The sequence below is a fragment of the Pantoea sp. ICBG 985 genome (assembly GCF_002928365.1).
GTDB lineage: Bacteria > Pseudomonadota > Gammaproteobacteria > Enterobacterales > Enterobacteriaceae > Pantoea > Pantoea dispersa.
The window spans coordinates 630,408-651,015 of sequence record NZ_POWM01000001.1 but is presented as its reverse complement, the minus strand read 5'-3'; the positions used below and the strand labels follow the sequence as shown (position 1 = coordinate 651,015).

The 20,608-nt window shown below is 55.2% G+C and carries 18 protein-coding genes and 1 pseudogene; 6 read left to right on the top strand and 13 right to left on the bottom strand.

Going from position 1 to position 20,608, the window contains the following annotated elements; translation table 11 throughout:
* Nucleotides 1-53 precede the first annotated feature (53 nt).
* Nucleotides 54-1,199 (top strand): glucans biosynthesis protein MdoC, encoded by a 1,146-nt coding sequence (gene mdoC / locus C1Y42_RS03165; protein WP_021506447.1) that lies wholly within the window; start codon nt 54-56, stop codon nt 1,197-1,199.
* 40 nt (nt 1,200-1,239) lie between these two features.
* Here the strand turns inward: mdoC and C1Y42_RS03160 are convergent, their stop codons facing one another.
* Complete coding sequence (locus tag C1Y42_RS03160; RefSeq protein ID WP_104092801.1) at nt 1,240-2,700, bottom strand: phosphatidylserine/phosphatidylglycerophosphate/cardiolipin synthase family protein; 1,461 nt, start codon at nt 2,698-2,700, stop codon at nt 1,240-1,242.
* Between the two features lie 152 nt (nt 2,701-2,852).
* On the opposite strand from C1Y42_RS03160, the gene C1Y42_RS03155 reads away from it, so the two are divergent.
* The gene (locus C1Y42_RS03155) at nt 2,853-3,992 is read left to right on the top strand and encodes a beta-glucosidase (protein WP_104092800.1); all 1,140 of its coding nucleotides are present in this window, start codon (nt 2,853-2,855) and stop codon (nt 3,990-3,992) included.
* Here C1Y42_RS03155 and C1Y42_RS23635 read toward each other — a convergent pair.
* The 6 genes from C1Y42_RS23635 to C1Y42_RS03130 form a co-directional block, all read right to left on the bottom strand.
* Complete coding sequence (locus C1Y42_RS23635) at nt 3,989-4,165, bottom strand: hypothetical protein (protein WP_021506450.1); 177 nt, start codon at nt 4,163-4,165, stop codon at nt 3,989-3,991. The two genes, C1Y42_RS03155 and C1Y42_RS23635, sit on opposite strands and share 4 nt — an antisense overlap.
* 313 nt (nt 4,166-4,478) lie before the next feature.
* Nucleotides 4,479-6,680, bottom strand: a complete 2,202-nt coding sequence (locus C1Y42_RS03150; protein ID WP_104092799.1) for a TonB-dependent siderophore receptor — start codon at nt 6,678-6,680, stop codon at nt 4,479-4,481.
* 181 nt (nt 6,681-6,861) lie between these two features.
* Nucleotides 6,862-8,232 carry an efflux transporter outer membrane subunit gene (locus C1Y42_RS03145; protein WP_104092798.1) on the bottom strand — a complete coding sequence of 457 codons (1,371 nt, stop codon included), beginning with the start codon at nt 8,230-8,232 and terminating at the stop codon, nt 6,862-6,864.
* Nucleotides 8,229-9,320, bottom strand: coding sequence for an HlyD family secretion protein (locus C1Y42_RS03140; RefSeq protein WP_021508268.1), 1,092 nt, complete (start codon nt 9,318-9,320; stop codon nt 8,229-8,231). The genes C1Y42_RS03145 and C1Y42_RS03140 overlap by 4 nt, the downstream gene beginning before the upstream one ends.
* A complete protein-coding gene (locus tag C1Y42_RS03135) occupies nt 9,317-11,002 on the bottom strand; it encodes an MFS transporter (protein WP_104092797.1) in 1,686 nt (561 codons plus the stop codon). The genes C1Y42_RS03140 and C1Y42_RS03135 overlap by 4 nt, the downstream gene beginning before the upstream one ends.
* 2 nt (nt 11,003-11,004) lie before the next feature.
* Entirely contained in the window at nt 11,005-11,436 is a 432-nt protein-coding gene (locus C1Y42_RS03130; protein WP_104092796.1) for a MarR family winged helix-turn-helix transcriptional regulator, read from the bottom strand.
* Nucleotides 11,437-11,913: 477 nt separating this feature from the next.
* Here C1Y42_RS03130 and C1Y42_RS03125 point away from each other — a divergent pair, with 477 nt between their 5' ends.
* Both C1Y42_RS03125 and C1Y42_RS03120 read left to right on the top strand, forming a co-directional pair.
* Nucleotides 11,914-12,171 (top strand): biofilm/acid-resistance regulator YmgB/AriR, encoded by a 258-nt coding sequence (locus C1Y42_RS03125; protein WP_021508271.1) that lies wholly within the window; start codon nt 11,914-11,916, stop codon nt 12,169-12,171.
* Between the two features lie 151 nt (nt 12,172-12,322).
* Nucleotides 12,323-13,822 (top strand): SulP family inorganic anion transporter, encoded by a 1,500-nt coding sequence (locus C1Y42_RS03120; RefSeq protein WP_104092795.1) that lies wholly within the window; start codon nt 12,323-12,325, stop codon nt 13,820-13,822.
* Between the two features lie 41 nt (nt 13,823-13,863).
* On the opposite strand, the gene rclA is transcribed toward C1Y42_RS03120, so the two are convergent.
* A complete protein-coding gene (gene rclA, locus C1Y42_RS03115) occupies nt 13,864-15,189 on the bottom strand; it encodes a reactive chlorine resistance oxidoreductase RclA (protein ID WP_104092794.1) in 1,326 nt (441 codons plus the stop codon).
* 138 nt (nt 15,190-15,327) lie between these two features.
* Between rclA and C1Y42_RS03110 the strand changes: the two genes are divergently transcribed.
* Together C1Y42_RS03110 and C1Y42_RS23630 are read left to right on the top strand one after the other, a co-directional pair.
* Complete coding sequence (locus C1Y42_RS03110) at nt 15,328-16,191, top strand: helix-turn-helix domain-containing protein (protein WP_058775403.1); 864 nt, start codon at nt 15,328-15,330, stop codon at nt 16,189-16,191.
* 110 nt (nt 16,192-16,301) lie between these two features.
* The gene (locus C1Y42_RS23630) at nt 16,302-16,472 is read left to right on the top strand and encodes a hypothetical protein (protein WP_058769590.1); all 171 of its coding nucleotides are present in this window, start codon (nt 16,302-16,304) and stop codon (nt 16,470-16,472) included.
* 271 nt (nt 16,473-16,743) lie between these two features.
* Here the strand turns inward: C1Y42_RS23630 and C1Y42_RS03105 are convergent, their stop codons facing one another.
* From C1Y42_RS03105 to C1Y42_RS24025, 5 genes and pseudogenes are all read right to left on the bottom strand, one after another.
* The gene (locus tag C1Y42_RS03105) at nt 16,744-17,580 is read right to left on the bottom strand and encodes an HNH endonuclease signature motif containing protein (protein ID WP_104092793.1); all 837 of its coding nucleotides are present in this window, start codon (nt 17,578-17,580) and stop codon (nt 16,744-16,746) included.
* A 22-nt stretch (nt 17,581-17,602) separates the two neighbouring features.
* Complete coding sequence (locus tag C1Y42_RS03100) at nt 17,603-18,016, bottom strand: hypothetical protein (protein ID WP_058775402.1); 414 nt, start codon at nt 18,014-18,016, stop codon at nt 17,603-17,605.
* A gap of 16 nt (nt 18,017-18,032) precedes the next feature.
* A pseudogene (locus C1Y42_RS03095) lies at nt 18,033-19,027 on the bottom strand (tyrosine-type recombinase/integrase); the annotation flags it as partial.
* 118 nt (nt 19,028-19,145) lie between these two features.
* Nucleotides 19,146-20,024 (bottom strand): BRCT domain-containing protein, encoded by an 879-nt coding sequence (locus C1Y42_RS03090; protein ID WP_058775401.1) that lies wholly within the window; start codon nt 20,022-20,024, stop codon nt 19,146-19,148.
* A gap of 314 nt (nt 20,025-20,338) precedes the next feature.
* On the bottom strand, nt 20,339-20,476 hold the full coding sequence (locus C1Y42_RS24025; RefSeq protein WP_081049454.1) for a helix-turn-helix domain-containing protein: 138 nt from the start codon (nt 20,474-20,476) through the stop codon (nt 20,339-20,341).
* Between the last annotated feature and the right edge of the window lie 132 nt (nt 20,477-20,608).

Genomic DNA, 20,608 nt, shown 5'->3' with positions numbered 1-20,608 from the left:
CATAATCCGGTTTCAGGGTGAAACCGGCAAGTAAACTGACAAACCGGAAGCTTATGAGTTCAGCCAAACCCGAACGTGAATATTTCCTCGACTCGATTCGAGCGTATTTAATGCTGCTGGGCGTGCCTTTCCACGTCTCGCTGATTTACTCGACCCAACGCTGGTCGGTTAACAGCCAGGACGCCTCACTGTGGCTGACGGTGCTGAATGATTTTATTCACGCCTTCCGCATGCAGGTGTTCTTTGTTATTTCAGGTTATTTCTCATATATGCTCTATCTGCGCTATCAGCCCAACCGCTGGCTGAAGGTGCGGCTGGAGCGCGTCGGCATTCCGCTGTTAACTGCGGTGCCGCTCATTACCCTGCCACAGTTTTTTATGCTGAAAAATCTCACCAGCAAAGTCGGCGACTGGGCAAACTTCTCGCTGTATGACAAGTACAACGCGCTGATGTGGGATCTGATTTCGCACCTGTGGTTTTTACTGGTACTGGTGATTCTCACCGCGTTTGGCATGCTGAGCTTCCGCTGGCTGCGCGATCAGCAGCGCCGCATCGATTATCAGCAGGTTGGCTGGGGCAAGCTGACGCTGGCCCTGCTGGCCTATGCGCTGGTGTGGTGCGCCTTCCGCCGGCTGATTTTCCACTTTGCTCCCGCGCTGTTAATGGATGGCCTGTTCAGCATTGCGGTAATGCAGTCGCTGTTCTTCCTGCCGTTCTTTATGCTGGGTGCACTGAGCTGGAAACATCAGGCGCTGAAAGCGCTGTTTGTGCGTTTTAATCCGGTGATGTGCTTTGGTGCCATTGCGGTGTTCATCGCGTACAGCCTGAATCAGCGCTACAGCAGCGGTGAAGGCTGGCTGTACGAGCTTGATGCCATCATTTCTACGCTGATGGGCTTGTGTATGCTGAACGTCTGCTTTAGCTTCGGCCACAAGCTGCTGAACAGCCACTCGCCGCGCATCATGTATCTGGTGAACGCGTCGCTGTTTATTTATCTGGTGCACCATCCGCTGACCATCCTGTACGGCATCTACGTTACGCCACACATCAGCAGTAATACGCTGGGCTTCTTTGTCGGCCTGCTGATGGTGTTTGGCGTTGCCTTTGCCCTGTACGAGATTCATCTGCGTATCCCGCTGCTGCGCTTTTTGTTCTCCGGCAAGCCGCAGCGCAAACCAGAGACCTCCGCGCAGACGTAACGGCGTGCTTACCCGCCGGGCTGCGCGCGTTGCAGCCCGGCTATAGCAGCCACTCCACCGGCAGACGCCATACCAGCCGCACCAGCAAACGCTGCAACAGCGTGCACTGCGGCTCGTGCTTATGTACCACTTCCCGCGCTTCGCCGCTGTACTCCACCCAGTTAACGCGGCCCCACTTATCCAGCCGCAGTGCCCAGGCGCGGTCGCGCATGCCGCTGCTGAAGCGCTGATGGGTCTGCTGCGCCAGCGCTTCGCTCTCAATCACCAGCCCCATCTCCGTGTTCAGCACCGCCGAACGCGGATCGAAATTAAACGAGCCAATAAACACTTTGCGGTTATCGACGGTGAAAGTCTTGGCGTGCAGGCTGGAGCCGGAATTCCCGGTCAGGCCGCGATCGTGCGGGGCATCCGCGGCATTGGCCTGCGGCTTCAGTTCGTAGAGCGCAATACCGTGACGCAGCAGCTTCTTGCGCCAGCGCGCATAGCCGGCGTGAACCACGGTGACATCATTGGCGGCCAGCGAGTTGGTTAAGATGGCGATCTTAACGCCCCGCCGCTTCAGCGCCAGTAGCTGCGCCACGCCGGCCCGGGTCGGGACAAAATAGGCCGAAATAATATCGAACTGCTGCTGCGGCGTGCCGATCACCTCCAGCATGCGCTGCGGCAGCAAAGAGGAGCGCTTCGCTTTGCCCAGCCCTTTGCGCGGATCGTCACTCAGCAGTCGCGTGTGTGCCCAGGTCATGCTCAGCGAGCCCTGCTCCAGCTGGCTGACAAATGAAGATTTCTCCAGCCGCGCCAGATAGCGCTGCACCGCCTCGCTCTGCTGCCACTCCGGCGGTAAACGCACCGCTTCATGCGGCGGTGCGCCGGTGTCCACGACGCTGCGCAACGGCGATACCGCTTTGCTGTGCCAGTAGCGGGCGAAATCTTCCGCCACTTCATCTACCGCCGGTCCCAGCGCCAGCACGTCGAGATCGGTAAACAGCGGCTCATTGCCGGTGCCAAAATATTCGTCGCCGATGTTACGGCCGCCCACCAGCGTTACCGCGCCGTCCACGGTCAGGCTTTTGTTGTGCATCCGGCGATTCAGGCGGGCGAAGTCAGTCAGATAGCCCAGCGCGCGCAGGGTTCGAAACGAGAAGGGATTAAACAGCCGCACGGCGATATTTGGATGCCGATCGAGTTCGGTCAGCGTTTCATCCAGCCCGGGCGTATTGTTATCATCCAGCAGCAGGCGCACCTGCACGCCGCGCTCCGCCGCATCCAGCAGCGCGCTGAACAGCAGGCGTCCGGACATGTCGTTGTGCCAGATGTAATACTGGACGTCGATGGTGTGCTGCGCCATGCCCATCAACAGATAGCGTGCCGCAAACGCATCCAGCCCATCGTTCAGCGGATGAATGCCGCTCAGTCCCGGATGACGGGCACATTGCTGTTGCGCATGTTCTCTCAGCCCGTCGCCCGGCCGTTCGCGTGAGGAACGCAGTGCCGCTTCGCTCATACTCAATCCCTGCTTACCCTGAAGCTGTTATTGTTGGTATCACCGCACGTAAAGGCAATCAGAGCCGTCTACTTCCGCGTCGGGTGCGGCGTTAATTTAGTCTAGACTTAGCCAGGCGTTCTGCATCCGGCGTTCTTCGTGAGGAGAAGATCATGACTCAGCTATCCCCGCGCCATCAGCCCCGGCTATTTCGCACCTTTTTTCAGGGCAGCTTCCCCTGCTCTACCGCCTGCCGCAGCGGCGGGCGACGACTGGATATGGTCATCAGCAGCGGCCACGACATGCTGCTGGAGAAAGATTACGCCGCGCTGGCGCAGGAAGGATTGCGCACCGCGCGCGACGGCGCCCGCTGGCACCTGATTGAAGCCACGCCAGGTGAATACGACTGGCGCACCTTTCTGCCGATGATTCACGCGGCGGCGCGCCATGATTTACAAATCATCTGGGAGCTGGCGCACTTTGGCTACCCCGATCATCTCGATATCTGGAAGCCGGCGTTTGTGGAGCACTTTGGCCGCTTCGCGCGCGCCATGGCTGAGCTGATGCGGGATGAAGGCGTGGAGCAGCCGTTCTTTACGCCTATCAATCAGATATCCTTCTGGTCCTGGGCCGGCGCCGATGTCTCGTGGCTCGATCCCTACGCCAGCGCGCGTGGTCGCGAACTGAAACGTCAGCTGGTGCGCGCCTCGCTGGCGGCCATGCACGCCATTCGCGACGTCTATCCGGACGCCCGCTTCGTGCTGACCGACCCGCTGGTGCAGATCGCCGCCGATCCGCATAACCCCGACAGCAAACCTTATGCCGACAGCCAGCATCAGGCGCAGTTTGAAGCCTGGGACTGGCTGGCAGGACGCGATGCGCCGGAGCTGGGTGGTCAGCCCGATTTTCTCGACATCCTGGGGCTGAACTATTATCCCGACAACCACTGGTTCTTCTCCGGCGACACCATTCCGCCCGACCACCCGCAGCGTCAGCCGCTGCACCGGCTGCTGATGCAGTGCTGGCAGCGTTATCAGCGCCCGCTGTTGCTGGCAGAAACCGGCGCGGAAGGCGACGCGCGCGCGCCCTGGCTGCGGCATGTCAGTGATGAAGCGCGGCTGGCCTTAGCGCAGGGCGTGGCGCTGGAAGGCATTTCGCTCTATCCGGTGGTGGAGTATCCGGCGTGGGCCGACGATCGGCGCTCGCCTGGCGCGCTGTTTGGTCTGGGCGATCCCAATGGCAATCGCACCCTGCATGAAGCGCTGGCGCTGGAGTTACGCAGTCAGCAGATTAAATGGCGCACCCAGGATTAAGAGTGCTGCACCGGGCTGGCGGTTTTGGGCGGGCAGGTTTGTACATCCAGTGACGGATCGGCTGGATGGCGCACGTCCGTCAGCCAGGTCATGGTGAAAAGGAACACTACGCCGATCAGGCAGGCGGAAAGCAGTCCAATGATGGCGATCAGTTTGTCATCCCGGGATTCCATCGACATCTCCTTGCGGGCGTCCGTAGTCGGTTGCTGGCCTCAGCTCATCCATAATGTAAGCATCAGGACGAAGATTATAAGGGTAACCGAGGTCACTGCAAGTACCACAATGGCGAAGTGCGCATCATCCAGCGGTTGCCGTAAAGGTTCGTCGTGATCGTCAGGTGGCGCGGGTGAACTCATGATGACTCAACAGGAAAGAGGCGTTTTTCAGCGGGATTGCCGCACAGAGTGTAATGGAATAGCGGCCAACGTACAGCACTATTTCTGTTGGAAAAGACCACGGAGCGTCACTACGCCCCGTGGTGGCCGCTTAGAAATCGTAGCTCATGCTGATTTTCAGCGTGCGCGGGTCGCCCTGCGCGAGATAGGTGCCGGTGTCATCAACGTTTGACCAGTACTTCTCATTGGTGACGTTTTCGACCGCCACGCGCCACACCAGATCGTTCTGATTCACCTTCATGCGGTAACGCATACCAAGATCCAGCGTGGTATAGCTGTCCAGCTTGAGGGTGTTGGCCGAGTTGGCGTACTGAGAGCCGCTGTGGTTGAGCAGCGCCGTGGCCGTCAGACCCTCCACCGGCTTGATGTCATACTCCGCGCCCAGCGCGTAGGTGTAGCGCGGCACGCCGATCGCCTGTTTGCCATCGTAAGTGCCGCCGGCGGTTTTCTTCATCACCGGATCGATCCAGGTGGCGCTGGCGTTGAGGCGCAGGCCCAGCACCGGCTCACCAAACACGTTGGCTTCCACGCCGCGATGGCGCTGCTCGCCATCCATGACGTAGACATTGTCACTGTTGATCAGGCCGGACGGTTTCTGGATTTCAAACAGCCCCAGCGAGCCGCCGATGCGGCCGAAATCCGTTTTCACGCCGATCTCATTCTGCTTCGAGTGCGCCACGCCGGTCACAGTGCCATAGTTGACGGCGTCTTTAGGGGCCACTTCACCAGGCTGCAGCGCTTCCGTATGGTTCGCGTACAGCGCCACTTCTTTCCACGGCTTGTAGACCACGCCGTACGTTGGCATCCAGCGGTCGTTGGTGAAGCGCGAATCAACGCTTTCCGCGCCGGTGTTGTAGTTATAGCTGCGCACCACCACTTTCTGATGGCGTGCACCGACGGTCACCAGCAGCGTATCGTCCAGTAATCCGAGCGTATCGCTCAGCAGATAGCCCTGGGTGCGGGTGCGTGACGTGGTAAGCGGATCGGAGAACTTGCCGCCGGCGAAGGTGGCCGCCGGTTCCGCCACGTCACCGCTGTGGTAGATATTAAACGGCGTGCCCACCAGCGACATGTCGTAGGCATTTTTCGCATTGGTGGTCAGCGCCGAGTAACCCACGTTGACTTTATGACTGACGAGACCGGTGTGAAACTCACCGCGCAGCCCCACCATGCCGCTCATGTTGTCCTGAATACGGTTGGAGTAGAAGCTGCTGATGGTACCGTCACCGTTGCTGTTGGTAATGGTCGGCGCGCCGTAGTTGCCGGTTTCATGAGCGTGCTGTGCGCCGAGACCGGCATAGGCCGTCCAGCTGTCGGTAATATCGTATTCTGCTTTGGCGATACCGAATTCAGATTCCATATCGCTGTACACCCATTTCTGGCTGTAGTTGTGCGAATTTGAAGGCACCGCCGGGATCACCCCGGCGCTGGCGAATTTCACGCCCTGTAAGCCGTCATGGAAGGTTTTCTTCTGATAGCCAACGTCCAGCGAGGTGCGCAGCCGGTCGCCGCGATAATCAAGACCGACCGAAGCCGCCGTGGTGCGTTTTTTCTCGCCGTCAACGCCGGTTTCACCTTCGCGATGTACGGCATTAACCCGCACGCCAAACTGATTGTTATCGCCAAAGCGGCGCCCCACGTCCAGCGTTCCGCCAACCTGAGACGAGGAGGTGTAATCGAGGCCCACGCGATTGATCGGCGTATCTTCGGCATGTTTCGGCTCGAGGTTGATCATACCGCCGACGCCGGAACTGGCTGCGCCGTTAACCAGACTGTTGGCGCCTTTGAAGATCTCCACGCGATCGATCAGCGAAGCGTCCATCACCTGGCGCGGCACCACGCCCGGCAGACCGCCGAAAGTCATATCATCGCCGTCGAGAGTGAATCCCCGAATGCGGTAAGTTTCAGCGAAATTGCCGTAACCTTTGACGTTCTGCACGCCCGCATCGTTGCGCACCACATCGGCGATGGTTTGCGCCTGCTGGTCCTGAATCATTTTTGCCGTATAGCCGATGACGTTGAACGGCACGTCCATGGCGTTTTGCTCGCCCAGCATGCCGAGGCGACCGCCGTGGGCAATCTGGCCGTCGAGAAAGGCCGGTACTAAGTCGTTGCCGCCGGGTTTGAATTCACTCTGCGGCGTGGCGGTGACGGTCAGCGTCTGCTGTTCGTTAGCGCCCTGAGGTGCGTTACTGGTGTTAGTGGTAGCAGCCATCACTGGCAAACAACCGGCGCTGACCAGCATGGCCAGCAGCGTCGGTTTCATTCCGGGATTGAAAGGCGTTCTGCGCATGGTTATCCCCTGATGTAAATTATACTGAGAATCATTATTATTGCGGTTTGCGATTATGCGCAGCGTACAGCTAAATGCAAGCAATTTGCTAAAAGTGATGTTCAGTGAGAGGAGAGGCAAGAACCGCCGCTAAACAAGGAAAGCGTTGCAGCAGTCACGTACCAACGTAACTGCCGCAGTGTTACCCCTGCCAGCCGCCACCAAGTGCGCGGTAGAGATCGATTTGCGCCAGCAGCAGCGTGTTTTTCACCGCCACAATATTCAGCTGGGTGCTGAACAGCGTGCGCTGCGCATCAAGCTCATCGAGATAGGACGCATAGCCATTCTGATAACGGTTGCGCGCAATCCGCCACGCCTCGGCAACGTAGCGTTCCTGCGCCTGCAGCTCTGTTAGCTGCTGCTGGCTGCGCGTAATGGCATCCAGCGCGTTATCCACCTCGGCAAAGGCGTTGCGCACCACCCTTTCGTAGCCGTACAGCGCCTGGTTGCGCGACGCCATCGCCACATCCACCTGCGCGGTCAGCGCTTCGCGGTTGAGCAGCGGTGCCAGCACGCTGCCGCCGATGCTCCACAGGCGGAACGGATTATCCAGCAGATCGTGTAGCTGGCTGCTCTGCAGCGTGCCGGACGCCGTCAGGTTGAGCGATGGCAGCAGCTGTGCCTGTGCCGCCGCCAGCGACGCGTCGCTCGCCAGCAGCAGGCGCTGCGCCTGGACTATGTCAGGCCGGCGATTCAGCAGCTGCGACGGCAGCAGCGCCGGCAGTGCGTGGGGTCGCAGCTGGTCGAACTGGCTGCTGCGCGCGATCTGGCGCGGATTCATGCCGACCAGAATGCTGAGCGCGTTCTCCTGCTGGGCGATCTGATGCTGCAGCTGCGGAATTTGCGCTTTCGCCGTCTGATATTCCGATGCCGCCTGCATCCATTCGAGCCGCGAGGTATAGCCGGTTTCGAACTGACGCTGCGCCAGGTTTAGCGAGTTCTGCCGCGTTTCCAGCGTGGCCTCGGTGACGCGCAGCTGCTCGTCGAGCGCGCACAGGCTGAGGTAACCGGACGCGACCGAACTGGCCACCGTCAGCTCGGCTGCCGAGGCCGCCGCACGCTGCGCCGCCAGCGTGGCTTCCGCCGCGCGGATGCTGTTGCTGCGGCTGCCCCATAAGTCGACCTCATAATTCGCCTGCAGCAGTCCCTGAAATACCGCACTTTCGTACGGCTGACCGGTCGCCGCTGACAGCGCACGCTGATGGGTTGCCGCCACGCCCGCCGACAGCGTGGGGAAGTTGTCGCCCTGCGCAGCGCGCAGCTCGGCGCGATACTGATCAACGCGCGACCGGGCAATGAGAATATCGCTGTTGTGCTGCAGCGCCTGGTTAACCAGCCAGTTGAGGCGATCATCATCAAAGCTGCGCCACCACTGCGCTTCCGGCGCGGCGGCGGGCCCGACCTGCTGGCGCCAGCCGGGCGGAATCGGCAGCGACGACGGCGCCTGCTCCACTTCGCGGGCGCAGCCGGTGAGCAGCAGCGCGATGAGCGCCGCGAGTAACGGCCGCTTCATAACGCATCCCGGTGTGGTTCGGCGGCGGTATCAATGTCGACTTCCACCGACATCCCCGGCCGCAGCTGCTGCAGTTCGTCACCAAGAATTTTGATGCGCACCGGAATGCGCTGGGCGATTTTCACGAAGTTACCGGTGGCGTTATCTGGCGAGATGGCGCTGAACTCAGATCCGGCGGCGGGCGAGATAAACTCAACGCGGCCGTCAAAGCGCTTGCCGTCCAGCGCATCAACGCGGATCGACACTGGCAGGCCGGGGCGCACGCGCGCCAGCTGGGTTTCCTTCAGGTTGGCAATCACCCATTTATTATCCGGCACCACCGAGGTCAGCCGCGTGCCGGCAGTAACATACGTGCCTTTGCGCACCGACAGCTGACCGAGCTGGCCGCTGTCCGGCGCGATAATGCGCGTGTTGTCCAGATCGATATTGGCCAGCTCCAGTGCCGCCTGCGCGCTGGCTACGTCGCCGGCCAGCGCCGCACGGTTGACGATGGTGGTTTGCAGATTCTGCTGCGAGACCGCCACCTGCGCCGCCGCCTGGCGCAGCTGGGCCTGAGCCTGCGCATTGGCTGCGCGCGCGGCGTCACGCTCGCGTACCGACAGCGAGCCATCAGCCGCCAGATTTTCCACCCGCTTCAAATCCAGACTGCTTTTCAGCGCCTGCGCTTTGGCATTCTCCAGTGCGGCTTTATTGCTGGCGATAGTGGCCTCCGCACTCTTCTGCTGCTGCTGGTTGTTATTCTGCGCGGCAATCTTCATCGCCAGCTGTGCCTGCGCCTGATGCACGCGCTGGCGATAGATACGATCGTCAATGGTCATCAGCAGCTGTCCTTTGCGCACCGGCTGCAAATCAACTACCTCAACGTTCGTCAGATAACCGCTGACCTGCGGGCTGATAAAGGTCACCTGGCCGCGCACGTAGGCGTTTTCCGTTGACTGGATGGTGCTGGTAAAGGGCCACAGCTGCCAGGCGTATAAAATCACCAGCACGCCCACGATGGCGATACCGCTCCCGGCGGCGATAGAGAGAATGCGTCGGCGGTTGGTGCGCTCGCGCTCCGCAGCCTGTAGATCGTCCTGTTGACTCATGGGGTCTCCGTTCGGTTTGCTGGCGCAGCCTGCTGCTGTTGCTCAGTCAGATTATGTCGCGTCTGGCGCCAGTTAAGATAACGCAGCCGCGTCAGGCGCCACAGCACCCACATCAGCGTTATCATTGCCAGCGCGGCGGTCAGTAAATAGGTATCGTTATAAGCCAGCACGTTGGCCTGCAGCGTGGCCACGGTTTGCAGCTGACTGCTGCTCTGCGCGCTGAGCAGGCCGCTGTCCGCCAGCTGGCTGCGAAACAGCGCGCTGTACTGGCTGAGGCGATCCACTACATTGGGATCGAGCAGCGACAGCTGATCGCCCAGCAGGCTGGAGTGATATTTTTCGCGCCACGTCTGGAAGGTGCCGAGAATGGCAGAGCCAATCAGTCCGCCAAGATTCTGGCTCATGCCAAACAGTACAACAAAACTCACCAGATTTTTCGGCTGAGTCACCACGCCGCCGATGCCAAGCAGCATCGCTGGCCCAAGGAAAAAAGCACTGCTGAAACCGAGCAGAAACTGGCTGAAGTAGAGATTGCTGGCGCGCGTCAGCGGGCTGGATTGCGCATCCATCAGCGAGGCGACAATCATTACGGCCAGCGAGACCACGATTGGCCAGCTCAGATGGTTGGGTTTGATGGTCAGCGCGCTGGCAATCATGCCGCAGATCACGCCCGCAATGATCGCCAGCGCCAGCCCGCGCATCTGATCGTTGAGCAGGCCCAGCTGCTGCAGAAAGCCCACCGCGCCGGTATTCTGCTCGGCCAGTACGATGCGCATCATGATCATCACGATGCCGAGCCGCACAATCATGCCATTGCTCAGCCAGCGGGTGTTAATCAGCGGGTTAGCGCGGTTATGCTCCAGCACCACCGCCGCGACAATCAGCACCAGCGCCAGCGCCAGACAGACGCCAAGCCAGGGGGTGCTGAACCACCACTCAATGCGCCCGAGCGACAGCACGCCGCACAATAACGCCATGCCCGGTGCCAGCAGCATAAAGGTGACGAAATCGAGCTTTTCGAACGCTTTGATACGGTCGCCCGGCGGCAGCTTGACCACCAGCACGCAGCCCAGCGCAATCATCGCCAGGCCCAGCTCGAACAGATAGAGGCCGCGCCACTCCTCCAGCTGCAACAGCTCGCTGGAGAACAGCCGCGCCAGCGGAATCGCCAGCTGTGAGGCGGTGATGCCAATCACCAGCGCTTTGAGACGGTGCTTCGCCGGCCAGGCCTGGATCTGATAATAGATGCCCAGCGAGCTGAGCGCCGCGCCCACCATGCCGTGCGCGGTACGCACGATAATCGCCGAGCTGAGATCGTTAGCGAGGATGTGAAAAAACGCCACGATGACGTACAGCACCAGAAAAGCTTCGGTAAACAGCCGCAGACCAAACTGCTGGCGGAACTTCACCAGCAACAGATTAATGGAGATATTGCCCATTACGTAGACCGCCGGCAGCCAGGCGATTTCGTTGCTGTACACGGCGAAGGTGCCCTGCAGATTGGTGAGGTTGGCGGTCACCAGCGCATTACTCAGCGCACCGGTAATGGAGATCAGCAGGCCGATCAGGCCAAACGCGATGCGTTTCGATGGCGCATGCAGCGGTGTCGAGGGCGATCCCGGCAGCATCGGCTTTTCGTGCGGCAGCCATTCGCGAGGGGCATACGGGTTACGTTTCGCCACGGCTATACGTTTCCTAAGCGTTCAAGCAGCTGCTGCAACACGTTTTCGGTCACTGCCAGCGCGGCGGGATCGATATCGGCCAGCAGCTGGGCGCGCAGCGCATCCGCCTGCGTTTTCACCGTAGCGAACGCCTCGTTGCCCTGCTCGGTTAACACCAGCAGGCGCTTGCGACGATCTTCCTTTGGCTGCACCCGTGCCAGCAGCTGCTGTTTCACCAGCCGATCGACCAGCGGCACCACACTGGCTTCCTCCAGCCCCAATAGCTGTGCCAGCGCCTTTTGCGTCGGCGGTTCATTGGCGGTCGCTACGCTGGAAATTGCCAGCCAGCTACTCATACTCAAACCGCTCTCTTTCAGGCGGCGATCAACCGCCAGCCGCCACGCATGGGCAGCAAGATGCAACAGACGGGAAAACGGTTGTGGATGGTCAGTCAAAGCGTAGCGGCCTAATGGTTAGAGTTCTAACTAAATGGGAGGGTTATTATAAGCTAAGCGACGTGCGAATGAAAAGTTTGCTTACATCAGCAAATTTAGTCGTGCTGCGCGCAGATTACCAGTTTCACTTAAGTCGCGGAAAGGCCCGATCAGGTCGTGTGTACAGCTTGCCTGTATAACTTTTTTCGGCAAAATACCCTATAATATTGAGTAAATTAGCCTGATCAGCACGAAATGCACAAGCCGCCGCTTGTACAGATTAGGGGTTACTGTATAACTTTAGCCGCCATGAATCGGTTAACGATTCGGTAACGAATGATGCAGTTGCGTCGCCTCTGAAGGTGTTGTGGATTTCCACCTTCAGAGGTGTCTTTTTGTGTTGGGTGGTGAGTCAGTTTTTCGCGCCTGTCCGCGCGGAAATATTTCATCCTGGTTGTGCTGGCCGCTGGGCCATCAGCCAATCTTAAGGGCTTACACATGCAAAATGCCGTCAACAGCAGCGATGCCATCGCTGACAATTTCAAACAGGCCGTCAACAGTGAAACCAATGAGATGGAAGTCTTAGGCCATCTGATTGCTGAAATCCTGCACAGCGGTATGCCGGTGACCAATAAGGCGATTATTGCCGCCCTGATTGGCCGGCTGGAGCAGGAAGCCGATGTCGTCCAGCTGGATGTCTACCGTCACCTGCTGGAACTGGTGGTTCACCAGACCCCGGATGATTTTTCGCTGTAGCCGCAGCGGATTCCAGGGATGGAATCAACCTTATCGCCCCGTTTTACTGGCGCCTCGCGTCATCCCCCGGTAACATCGCCCGCGTTAACTTTTCCATTAAATATTGCTATGCCGTGACGGCATGCGCATCCAATAAAAGAGCCTGCAACAGATGAGTCAAACTGCCGATCGCCCCGCTGCCACAGTGAGCGACATCACGGTCGCACGTGTGCTGCGTTCCCCCTCTCTTTTCACCCGCGAGTGCCTGGCCGGGGTGATTACCGCCCTGGCGCTGATACCGGAAGTGATTTCGTTTTCCGTGATTGCCGGCGTCGACCCTAAAGTCAGCCTTGTCGCTTCGGTGGTGCTGTGCCTGACGCTGTCGATTCTGGGAGGACGGCCTGCGATGGTCACCGCGGCGGCCGGTTCCGTCGCGCTGGTGATCGGGCCGATGGTGCACGCGCATGGCGTGGAGTACATTCTGCCGGCAGTGATCCTCGGCGGTGTTATTCAGATCATTTTCGGCCTTGCCGGGCTGTCGCGCATGATGCGCTATATTCCGCGCTCGGTGATGATCGGCTTCGTTAACGCGCTGGGCATACTGATTTTCTTTGCGCAGGTGCCGCACGTCTGGGGCCAGTCGGGTCTGGTGTGGCTGCTGTTCGCCGCCACGCTGGCCATCGTGCTGCTGCTGCCCAAAGTGCTTAAGAGCGTGCCTTCGCCGCTGGTGGCTATCGTGGCTGTCACCGCTGTCGCGCTGCTGCTGGGCTATCGCGTGCCCAACGTCGGCGATGAAGGGCCAATGCGCGCCGGCCTGCCGGATTTCAATACCCTGCTGGTGCCGCTTAATCTGCACACGCTGCAGATTGTCTGGCCCACCGCGCTGTCGGTCGCCTTCGTCGGCCTGATGGAATCCCTGCTGACCGCCAAACTGGTGGATGACATGACCGATACGCCTTCCGGCAAGCGGCGTGAATCCTGGGCGCTGGGCGTCGGCAATATTCTGGCAGGGTTTTACGGCGGTATCGCCGGCTGCGCGATGATCGGCCAGACCATTGTTAACGTTGAGCTGGGCAAGGCGCGTACCCGGGTGTCCACCGTGGCCGCAGCGCTGGTGCTGCTGTTGCTGGTCACCGGTCTTAGCCAGATCATGGCGCAGATTCCGATGGTGGTGCTGGCGGGCATTATGATGGTGGTCGCGGTGAAAACCGTGAACTGGCACAGCCTGCAGCCGGCCACGCTGAAACGCATGCCGTGGTCGGAAACGCTGGTGATGGTGCTGACCGTCGCCGTCACGGTGTGGACCGGTAACCTTGCGCTTGGCGTGCTGGTGGGCGTGATGCTCGCCATGATGCTGTTTGCCCGCCGCATCGCTCATGTGATTCATGCCGAACGCCAGTTGAGTGACGATGGCGAGCACGTGCACTACACGGTGCGCGGCCCGCTGTTTTTCGCCAGCAGCAACGATCTGTTTGAGCATTTTGACTACGGCCACGATCCGCAGCGCGTCACCATCGATTTGACCCACGCGCAGATTTGGGATGCCTCCAGCGTGGCGGCGCTCGACGCCATTGAGTACCGCTACCAGCGGCACGGCGCCAGCGTCACCTTCACCGGCCTGGATAACCGCAGCAGCGATTTCCGCGATCGCCTCAGCGGCAATCTCGGCTAGATGTGCGATAGGGACGCCCGACGCGGGCGTCCTGTTCGGCATTATTTTACCAGGGAAAACAGATCATTGAGCGATTCGCTCATGGTTGGGTGGGTAAATATCTGGTCACGCAGCACGCTATACGGCAGCCCGGCATCCATTACCGTTTTCACGATGTTAATGACTTCATGCGAGTCCGCTGCCAGCAGCGCCACGCCGAGAATTTGCTGGCTGCCATTATCAACCACGGCTTTCAGCATGCCACGGGTGTCGTCAACAACGCGCGAACGCGGAATCGCGGCGACCGGCAGTGTCACCACCTGAATATCCCGCCCCTGCGCGCGCGCCTGCGCTTCAGTCAAACCAATCCGTGATAACACAGGCGTCATAAACACGGAATACGGGATGTTAACGCGATCTTCGGTGGTGCGCGTGCCCTTACCCAGCAACTGATCGTAAACGATGCGGAAATCATCAAGCGAAATATAGGTAAACTGTGGCCCACCGGTCACATCGCCCAGCGCCCAGATATGATCCACGGAAGTTTTAAGCTGTTTATCGACGCGCACCGCGCCGCGCGCATCGGTCACCACTGCCGCGTTTTCCAGTTTCAGTGCCTTCGTCGCCGGGCGACGGCCCGTGGCAACCAGCAGCACATCGACTTCACGATCGCCCTGTGCGGTATGCAGCGTCACGCTGTCGCGACCGCTGGTTACACGCTGTAATGCAGTGTTGAGCTCGAGCTTAACGCCCTGCTCCTGCAGGATCCCGGCTATCGCCGCACTGATATCATCATCTTCCCGCGCCAGAAATTGCGGTGCACTTTCAAACAACGTCACTTCGCTGCCAAAACCGGCAAACATGGAAGCAAACTCAACGCCAATATAACCGCCGCCAAGGATCCCCAGCCGCTGCGGCAGTTGCGTTAAATTCAGGATCCCGCTGCTGTCAACCACGCGCGGTCCGGCAACTAAGCCTTCCAGTGCGGGAAACACCGCTTCGGCACCGCTATTGATAAAAATACGCTCAGCATGAATCTGGCTGACCTGCTGCGAAGAGGTGATTTTCAGCGTGTGGGCATCCACAAATTCCGCCTCGCCATCAATGACATCGACCTGCGCAATAGCGGCCAGGTTGAGATAATTCTTCTCACGCAACAATTCTACTACTGCCGCTTTGCGCTGCATGGCCTCGCTGAAACTGGCATGATGTTGCACATCGTGTACCAGTGCTTTCGTTGGGATACAGCCAACATTAATGCAGGTGCCACCATACATTACGCGGGATTTTTCGATGATCGCGACACGCCATCCGGCGCGCCCCAGTGCCGCCGCCAGTGTTTTACCTGCTTTACCAAATCCGATGATTGCTGCCTGATAATGGTTCATGATGTTCTCCATAAGCGTCAAAAATAGTCATCACCCAAAGCTTACGGTTTGCTGCCGCGCCGTATTTCGCCGCAACGCTGGTATTTTTGTCTTTGCGTCTGAATCAAGCGGGCAGTTCAGGGAAAAGGGAAAAAACAGATGGATCCATTGAGTCAACTGCTTCTGCTGCATAACCCGCAGGGCAGCATAGATAAGAACTGCGTGCTGAGCGGTGAGTGGCAACTGCCGCACAGCGCCGGGCACCTGTGCGCAGTGCGCTGGCATACGGTCACAGGTGGCCCGGTCATGCTGGATATGCCCGTCACTGCGGGTGTCGAACTCCCTGCTGGCAGCGTCATATTTTTGCCGCAAAACGCCGCGCATCGTATTTATCAGCGCCATACTCAGCCAACCCAACTGGTATGCGGCCTGCTGGAACTGCCCGCGTCGGCGCATGCTTTCCTCACCGCCCTGCCCGAAGTGCTAATGCTGGCCCCCGAACCCACAAGCAGCGATGGTCGCTGGCTGGCTGCGGTGCTGCCGTTCATCACCCAGAGTGCTGACGCACTGCCAACTGCTGGTGATGCCGCACTTCGCAGCCAGCAGATTGGCAGCCTGTTCACACTGGCGGTGCGCCATGGGCTCTCAACTCACGCAGCGCACCCTGGCTTACTCTCCCTGGCTCTGCATCCACGGCTTGGTCCTTTAATCACCCAGCTGTGCGCCGCGCCGGAAAGACCGTGGACGGTAGAAGCCATGGCTCAGCAAGTGTTTATGTCCCGCGCTTCCTTCGCGCTGCTGTTCCGCCAGCTCAGCGCTACCACGCCGCTGGCCGTGCTCACCGCCCTTCGTCTGCAGCTGGCCGCTCAGCGACTGGCGCGCGAAACAGCCCCGTTAATCAACATCGCTCTGGCCGTCGGCTACGCCAGCGAATCATCCTTTCACAAAGCGTTTGTCCGTGAGTTTGGCTGCACACCGGGAGAATACCGACGTCGCGTTGAAACGCTGGCGCAGGACCGCTAAGAGTAAAGAAGAAAACTGTACGCGCTTCGCTTGCGTAAAGGCGTATTCGTGGCTTTGCTTATTTCTCAGTGCGTTAACGATTACGCGGTTCGTAACAGGAGGAGAGCAAAATGAGTGGTTTGATGAAGGCAGCCTTAGCGGCACTGACATTGGTTACCCTGGCCGGCTGTATGCAACACAGCGATGCGGTGGGCAGTGACGGACGTCCGCATGCGCCCAGCAAGCAGTCAGTACCTGGCGCCAGCGAAGGCGAAGGCCCGGTCGGCCAGCCACAGGATTGAGATTAGCGGGACAGACGTTATGTCCCGTTTTTATTTTTCAGGCACAAAAAAACCGCCCTTGGGCGGTCACGACATTGCTACTTATTGCTTTGATTTTATTCGGTATTAAATATGGTGCCCGGGGCGGGACTTGAACCCGCACGACCATAAGCCGAGGGATTTTAAAAACTATCTGCATTCCTTATAAATCATAAGCGTATGATAATTAATGCTTTTAATATCCACATATTTGGGTTTACTTGGGTTGATACGAGACATCTAGTCATGTTTTTCAGTTCTTTATGAGGCGTGAAACTTTCTGGTAAAGCTGTTCGATTCTTTGCTCTGCATCATCTGCGAAATGCATGGCTCGATGGCAGTTTGGGCATAAAGCTACGCAATTTTCCGTCATGTCTGAGCCTTCTTCAGAAAGAGGGATTACATGATGGACTTCTAAGTAAGGTAGATTGCCCTTCTTGTAAAATGGTGCTGCCTCTCCGCAACACTCGCAGTTGCCTTTACTATTGCGAAGTATCCACGCAACTACTAATGGGTCTCGAATATACACTGTAGCCTGCTTGTAAATTTTTTCTGGCTTGCCACATCCTGAAGGTTTAGTAAATTTTGACTGTAAAATCTTTTCAACACGTTGATTCAAAATTGAAATATTGTCAGTCGGTTCATAGATTTCTGACTTATCGCCGAGAATAATTTTATTCCAATCAGACACCTTATACCCATTAACATGAATAAGTATTCTTTTGGTGCCATTACCTTTAGCAATATTTGTTCTTGACTTAGAATCGAAATATTTTTGCTGCTTGCATAACTTACGCCTCAATGTTTCAGAGTCATCTTTATCAAGATAGAAAAATTGATCTTCGCCGTAGTATAAAAGTCTATCAACAGGTAATGGTAAGCTTTTCCTAACGGGCTTAGAGGCTAAAAATGATATGATTTTTTTTACGCCATTTTCTTTTAATCGCTCAATTATTGTCGTAAGTGCCTTATTGTAATCAGGGTTATTTTTTTGTCCCCATGATTCCAGTACCAACCCAAAAAAATCATCTTCAGTGGTAATGTGGCATTTAGCATCTAATTCCAATCCATTCAGTCCAATAACATTCATGTTATGTCACTCGCAATTTATATTAGCTTATTTTCAACCTATTAAGGTTCATCATTTCAAGAGAAAATAGCAATAACGTAGTCGTATAAACAAAACCGAGGGTTATTAATTTAGCAGCTGTCATCTCAGATGATTTGCTTGATAAGTAATGAAACACATAAATAACATAAAATCCCAACAAAATCGCGCCAATGCTTGGCCCTATATCAGATAGATCGCTAGGATGTAATCCGGCATTAAAATAGTTAATTAAAAGCCTAACAAAATAAAACGTAATGCCAGAAGTAATAAACCCTATTATATAAAAGAAATTATTTTCCACCCCCGGGTTCTCAAGAGGGCTTTTATCAAATAAGCAACAGATAGTTAAAGCGCCAAAAATTTGAAGTAGAGGACGAGAGTTAACTCTTTCAAATAATTTAAAGAAAGCATCCATAGTATAAATCCTTATATTAATCCTTTGATATTTTATCGTAAGGGTTTAGCTTTAACGCCGCTTCCAAATGCTCTGGTGAGAAATGGCTATATCGCATCGTCATTTGAAATGTTGAATGACCTAATATTTGTTGCAACACCAGTATATTTCAACCATTCATCATGAAGTGACTTGCAAACGTATGTCTCAAAACATGGGTGCGTTGGCCGTCTGGCAATTCAATTTTCGCTCTTTTAATCGCAACACCGAAAGCATCATAAGCATTGCCAAATAATCGACCACGACTTTTTGGAGTTAATACATGAAGTTCTTTCGATATTGGGATAGTGTGATTCTTTTTACTTTTCGTATTGGTATAGATAATTCGAAAAGGCATGACTTGAGATTGCCTCTCCAACGGGCGTCGGTTGCGAGGCAAAGGCGTAAAATAACGCCAAGTTCTTTATTTTATAATGCGTAACACTCATGGAGTAATCTTTTAATATCTTCTTCGTATAAGAATGCAAGTTCGTTTTCACTCTCGCGAAAGAGTCGCACACCATCGAGTGGATTATCGCCTTTCCAACGTTCCAGCCTTTTTAGTTCCTTAAACACTGCACGTAAGTAAGCGTGTTCACGGTTTACTGTGGTTTCTTTCGGTATTTTCTTCATGCCATACTTTAGGTTAGCGGTGAAGTCTCCCGCCAATCGCTGCTTACGATAGCCCGCAAACATTTCATGGTTGAGTGTGAGAGCATCTGGATCATCCAAGTTATGACCGAATAAGTTCAATTTTTGCAGCCTCGCATCGCCATTGGTTAAAGACCTTCCATGTAATTCATACCAATCATTAACTAACTCATCAAGGCTAACTGCGCGGGACTTCGCTTCAATCGTATTTATGATGGAATCGTTGCCTTAAGCGAACTACTGTCGCTCGTAACGTAAAGCCTCGCCGCGAGTTGCAAATCTTTTGCGAATTCGCTTACTTCCTCTGTCCTCTGAGTAATAATCACAAACCCACTTTCCGTTTTAGGTTTTTCTGACAGATATGCAGTTTCCTCAAAAAGAAAATGAGTAATTTTTGCTGTATATGAAAAAGTGGTCAATGTTTTATTTTTGGCTTCTAAACATGACCACATAATGAGCATCAAGAAGAATGCTGACGCCAATGTTCTTCGCTGATTATCTTCAAAGAGTGCCCCTTTTCTCTGTACTCGATGGCTTTTTCAATTTTTCGGCCATAACTTTGATAGCGCCAGTCTCTTGAACTCAAAGTCCCAATAATTAGGTAGTCTAATTTTTGAGTGATGTCATCGATTACAATTCCGCCTGCCGCTTCAATTTCAGCAACACATGAGGAACGCGATCCGCAAAGAAACTTTCCTGTAAGGCAAATCACAGAGCCTTTGATTTTTAACTCATCCACATATTCAAGCGGTGAACGAATTGAGAGCCCATCTACTGATCCAGTGGCTAAATCACAGCCCGTAAAGGCTATCATGGCCTCTTTCAGTTCTTCTCTTTCATCAGGAGTTACAACACCATCAGCCAAGATGTTCTCAATTAAAAGATAAAGATCTTTGCCGGGGAAGTTTGTTTTCAACAAACCATTATTAGATAACCACCAATGAAGATAGCGGATCTCATCTTCCGTTAACTCATGATTGGCCAGCATGCCTTTACACAGACCTTCAAGAAGGTGTTTATCAGATTCTGTAGAATAAAAATCAACGTTAGGGGTGTCGAGAAGGTTTTGTTGAATGTTAAGCAGGTCGTCTTTAAATTGCTGCAATTCAACATCTTCGATAACTCCGTCTTCTAAAATGGCTGCGATTTTATCCCGCAATACCTGGACGCAATAATTTTCGCTGATTGCTTCTGATTCCAATAACCAAGTATCAAGATATAGTAATTCTTTGGCATCAATCTGCCCATCACAAGTCACCCCCTCAATAATATTGACAAGATTTGAAAGTAACTTATCTCTGTTGCGTGTGTAGTTGTAAATACTGAGTTTTCTATCCATAGCACCCCCAATTTAATTTTACGTTTGATACAATCGATGACCTTCGCAACTGATCAACTTCTTCAACGGGCCAATCCACACCTTCAAAACGCTAGTGATTATCGGATATTCTTTGCAACGTTTCACACCACAGTAAGTTGACGCGCTGAGTGATCAAAACTTCATTATTAGGTTTAAAAAATATATCGAAATGCTTTGCGTGTTGTTTTCCAAAATCTGCATGACTTCAATACTTAATTCAATCTTCTGCCTGTAAAGAAGCTTTAATAAAATCCGGCTTAAGTAGCTGAAAATGATGACCAGAATCGATTGAGCTAAATTGCACGCTCGTATTTTGTGAGGGCAAACCACTCACAATCAAAACCAGTATTAAGAACGCAATCTACTACTGCTTCACCAGTAAAGTAATTACGGTCAATCCATGTAATAATCGTTACGTCACAAACGCCGATCTTTTCGAAGAACTCTTGTTAGCAGGAAAAGCCAATCTTTCAATGATCTGCATACTAAAGCTAGTTCAGCTAAAATGCCATTTAAGTTATCCGCAATGTTAACATTCGACATTCCATTTTAAAATGCAGCAT

Excerpts from the sequence above, each read along its gene's own strand:
- C1Y42_RS03145 (WP_104092798.1), bottom strand. The coding sequence starts at position 8,232 with ATGAAGCGGCCGTTACTCGCGGCGCTCATCGCGCTGCTGCTCACCGGC.
- C1Y42_RS03090 (WP_058775401.1), bottom strand. The coding sequence starts at position 20,024 with ATGGATAGAAAACTCAGTATTTACAACTACACACGCAACAGAGATAAG.
- C1Y42_RS03110 (WP_058775403.1), top strand. The coding sequence starts at position 15,328 with ATGGATCCATTGAGTCAACTGCTTCTGCTGCATAACCCGCAGGGCAGC.
- C1Y42_RS03160 (WP_104092801.1), bottom strand. The coding sequence starts at position 2,700 with ATGAGCGAAGCGGCACTGCGTTCCTCACGCGAACGGCCGGGCGACGGG.
- C1Y42_RS03120 (WP_104092795.1), top strand. The coding sequence starts at position 12,323 with ATGAGTCAAACTGCCGATCGCCCCGCTGCCACAGTGAGCGACATCACG.
- C1Y42_RS03125 (WP_021508271.1), top strand. The coding sequence starts at position 11,914 with ATGCAAAATGCCGTCAACAGCAGCGATGCCATCGCTGACAATTTCAAA.
- rclA (WP_104092794.1), bottom strand. The coding sequence starts at position 15,189 with ATGAACCATTATCAGGCAGCAATCATCGGATTTGGTAAAGCAGGTAAA.
- mdoC (WP_021506447.1), top strand. The coding sequence starts at position 54 with ATGAGTTCAGCCAAACCCGAACGTGAATATTTCCTCGACTCGATTCGA.
- C1Y42_RS03155 (WP_104092800.1), top strand. The coding sequence starts at position 2,853 with ATGACTCAGCTATCCCCGCGCCATCAGCCCCGGCTATTTCGCACCTTT.
- C1Y42_RS03100 (WP_058775402.1), bottom strand. The coding sequence starts at position 18,016 with ATGGATGCTTTCTTTAAATTATTTGAAAGAGTTAACTCTCGTCCTCTA.
- C1Y42_RS03140 (WP_021508268.1), bottom strand. The coding sequence starts at position 9,320 with ATGAGTCAACAGGACGATCTACAGGCTGCGGAGCGCGAGCGCACCAAC.
- C1Y42_RS23635 (WP_021506450.1), bottom strand. The coding sequence starts at position 4,165 with ATGGAATCCCGGGATGACAAACTGATCGCCATCATTGGACTGCTTTCC.
- C1Y42_RS03150 (WP_104092799.1), bottom strand. The coding sequence starts at position 6,680 with ATGCGCAGAACGCCTTTCAATCCCGGAATGAAACCGACGCTGCTGGCC.
- C1Y42_RS23630 (WP_058769590.1), top strand. The coding sequence starts at position 16,302 with ATGAGTGGTTTGATGAAGGCAGCCTTAGCGGCACTGACATTGGTTACC.
- C1Y42_RS03105 (WP_104092793.1), bottom strand. The coding sequence starts at position 17,580 with ATGAATGTTATTGGACTGAATGGATTGGAATTAGATGCTAAATGCCAC.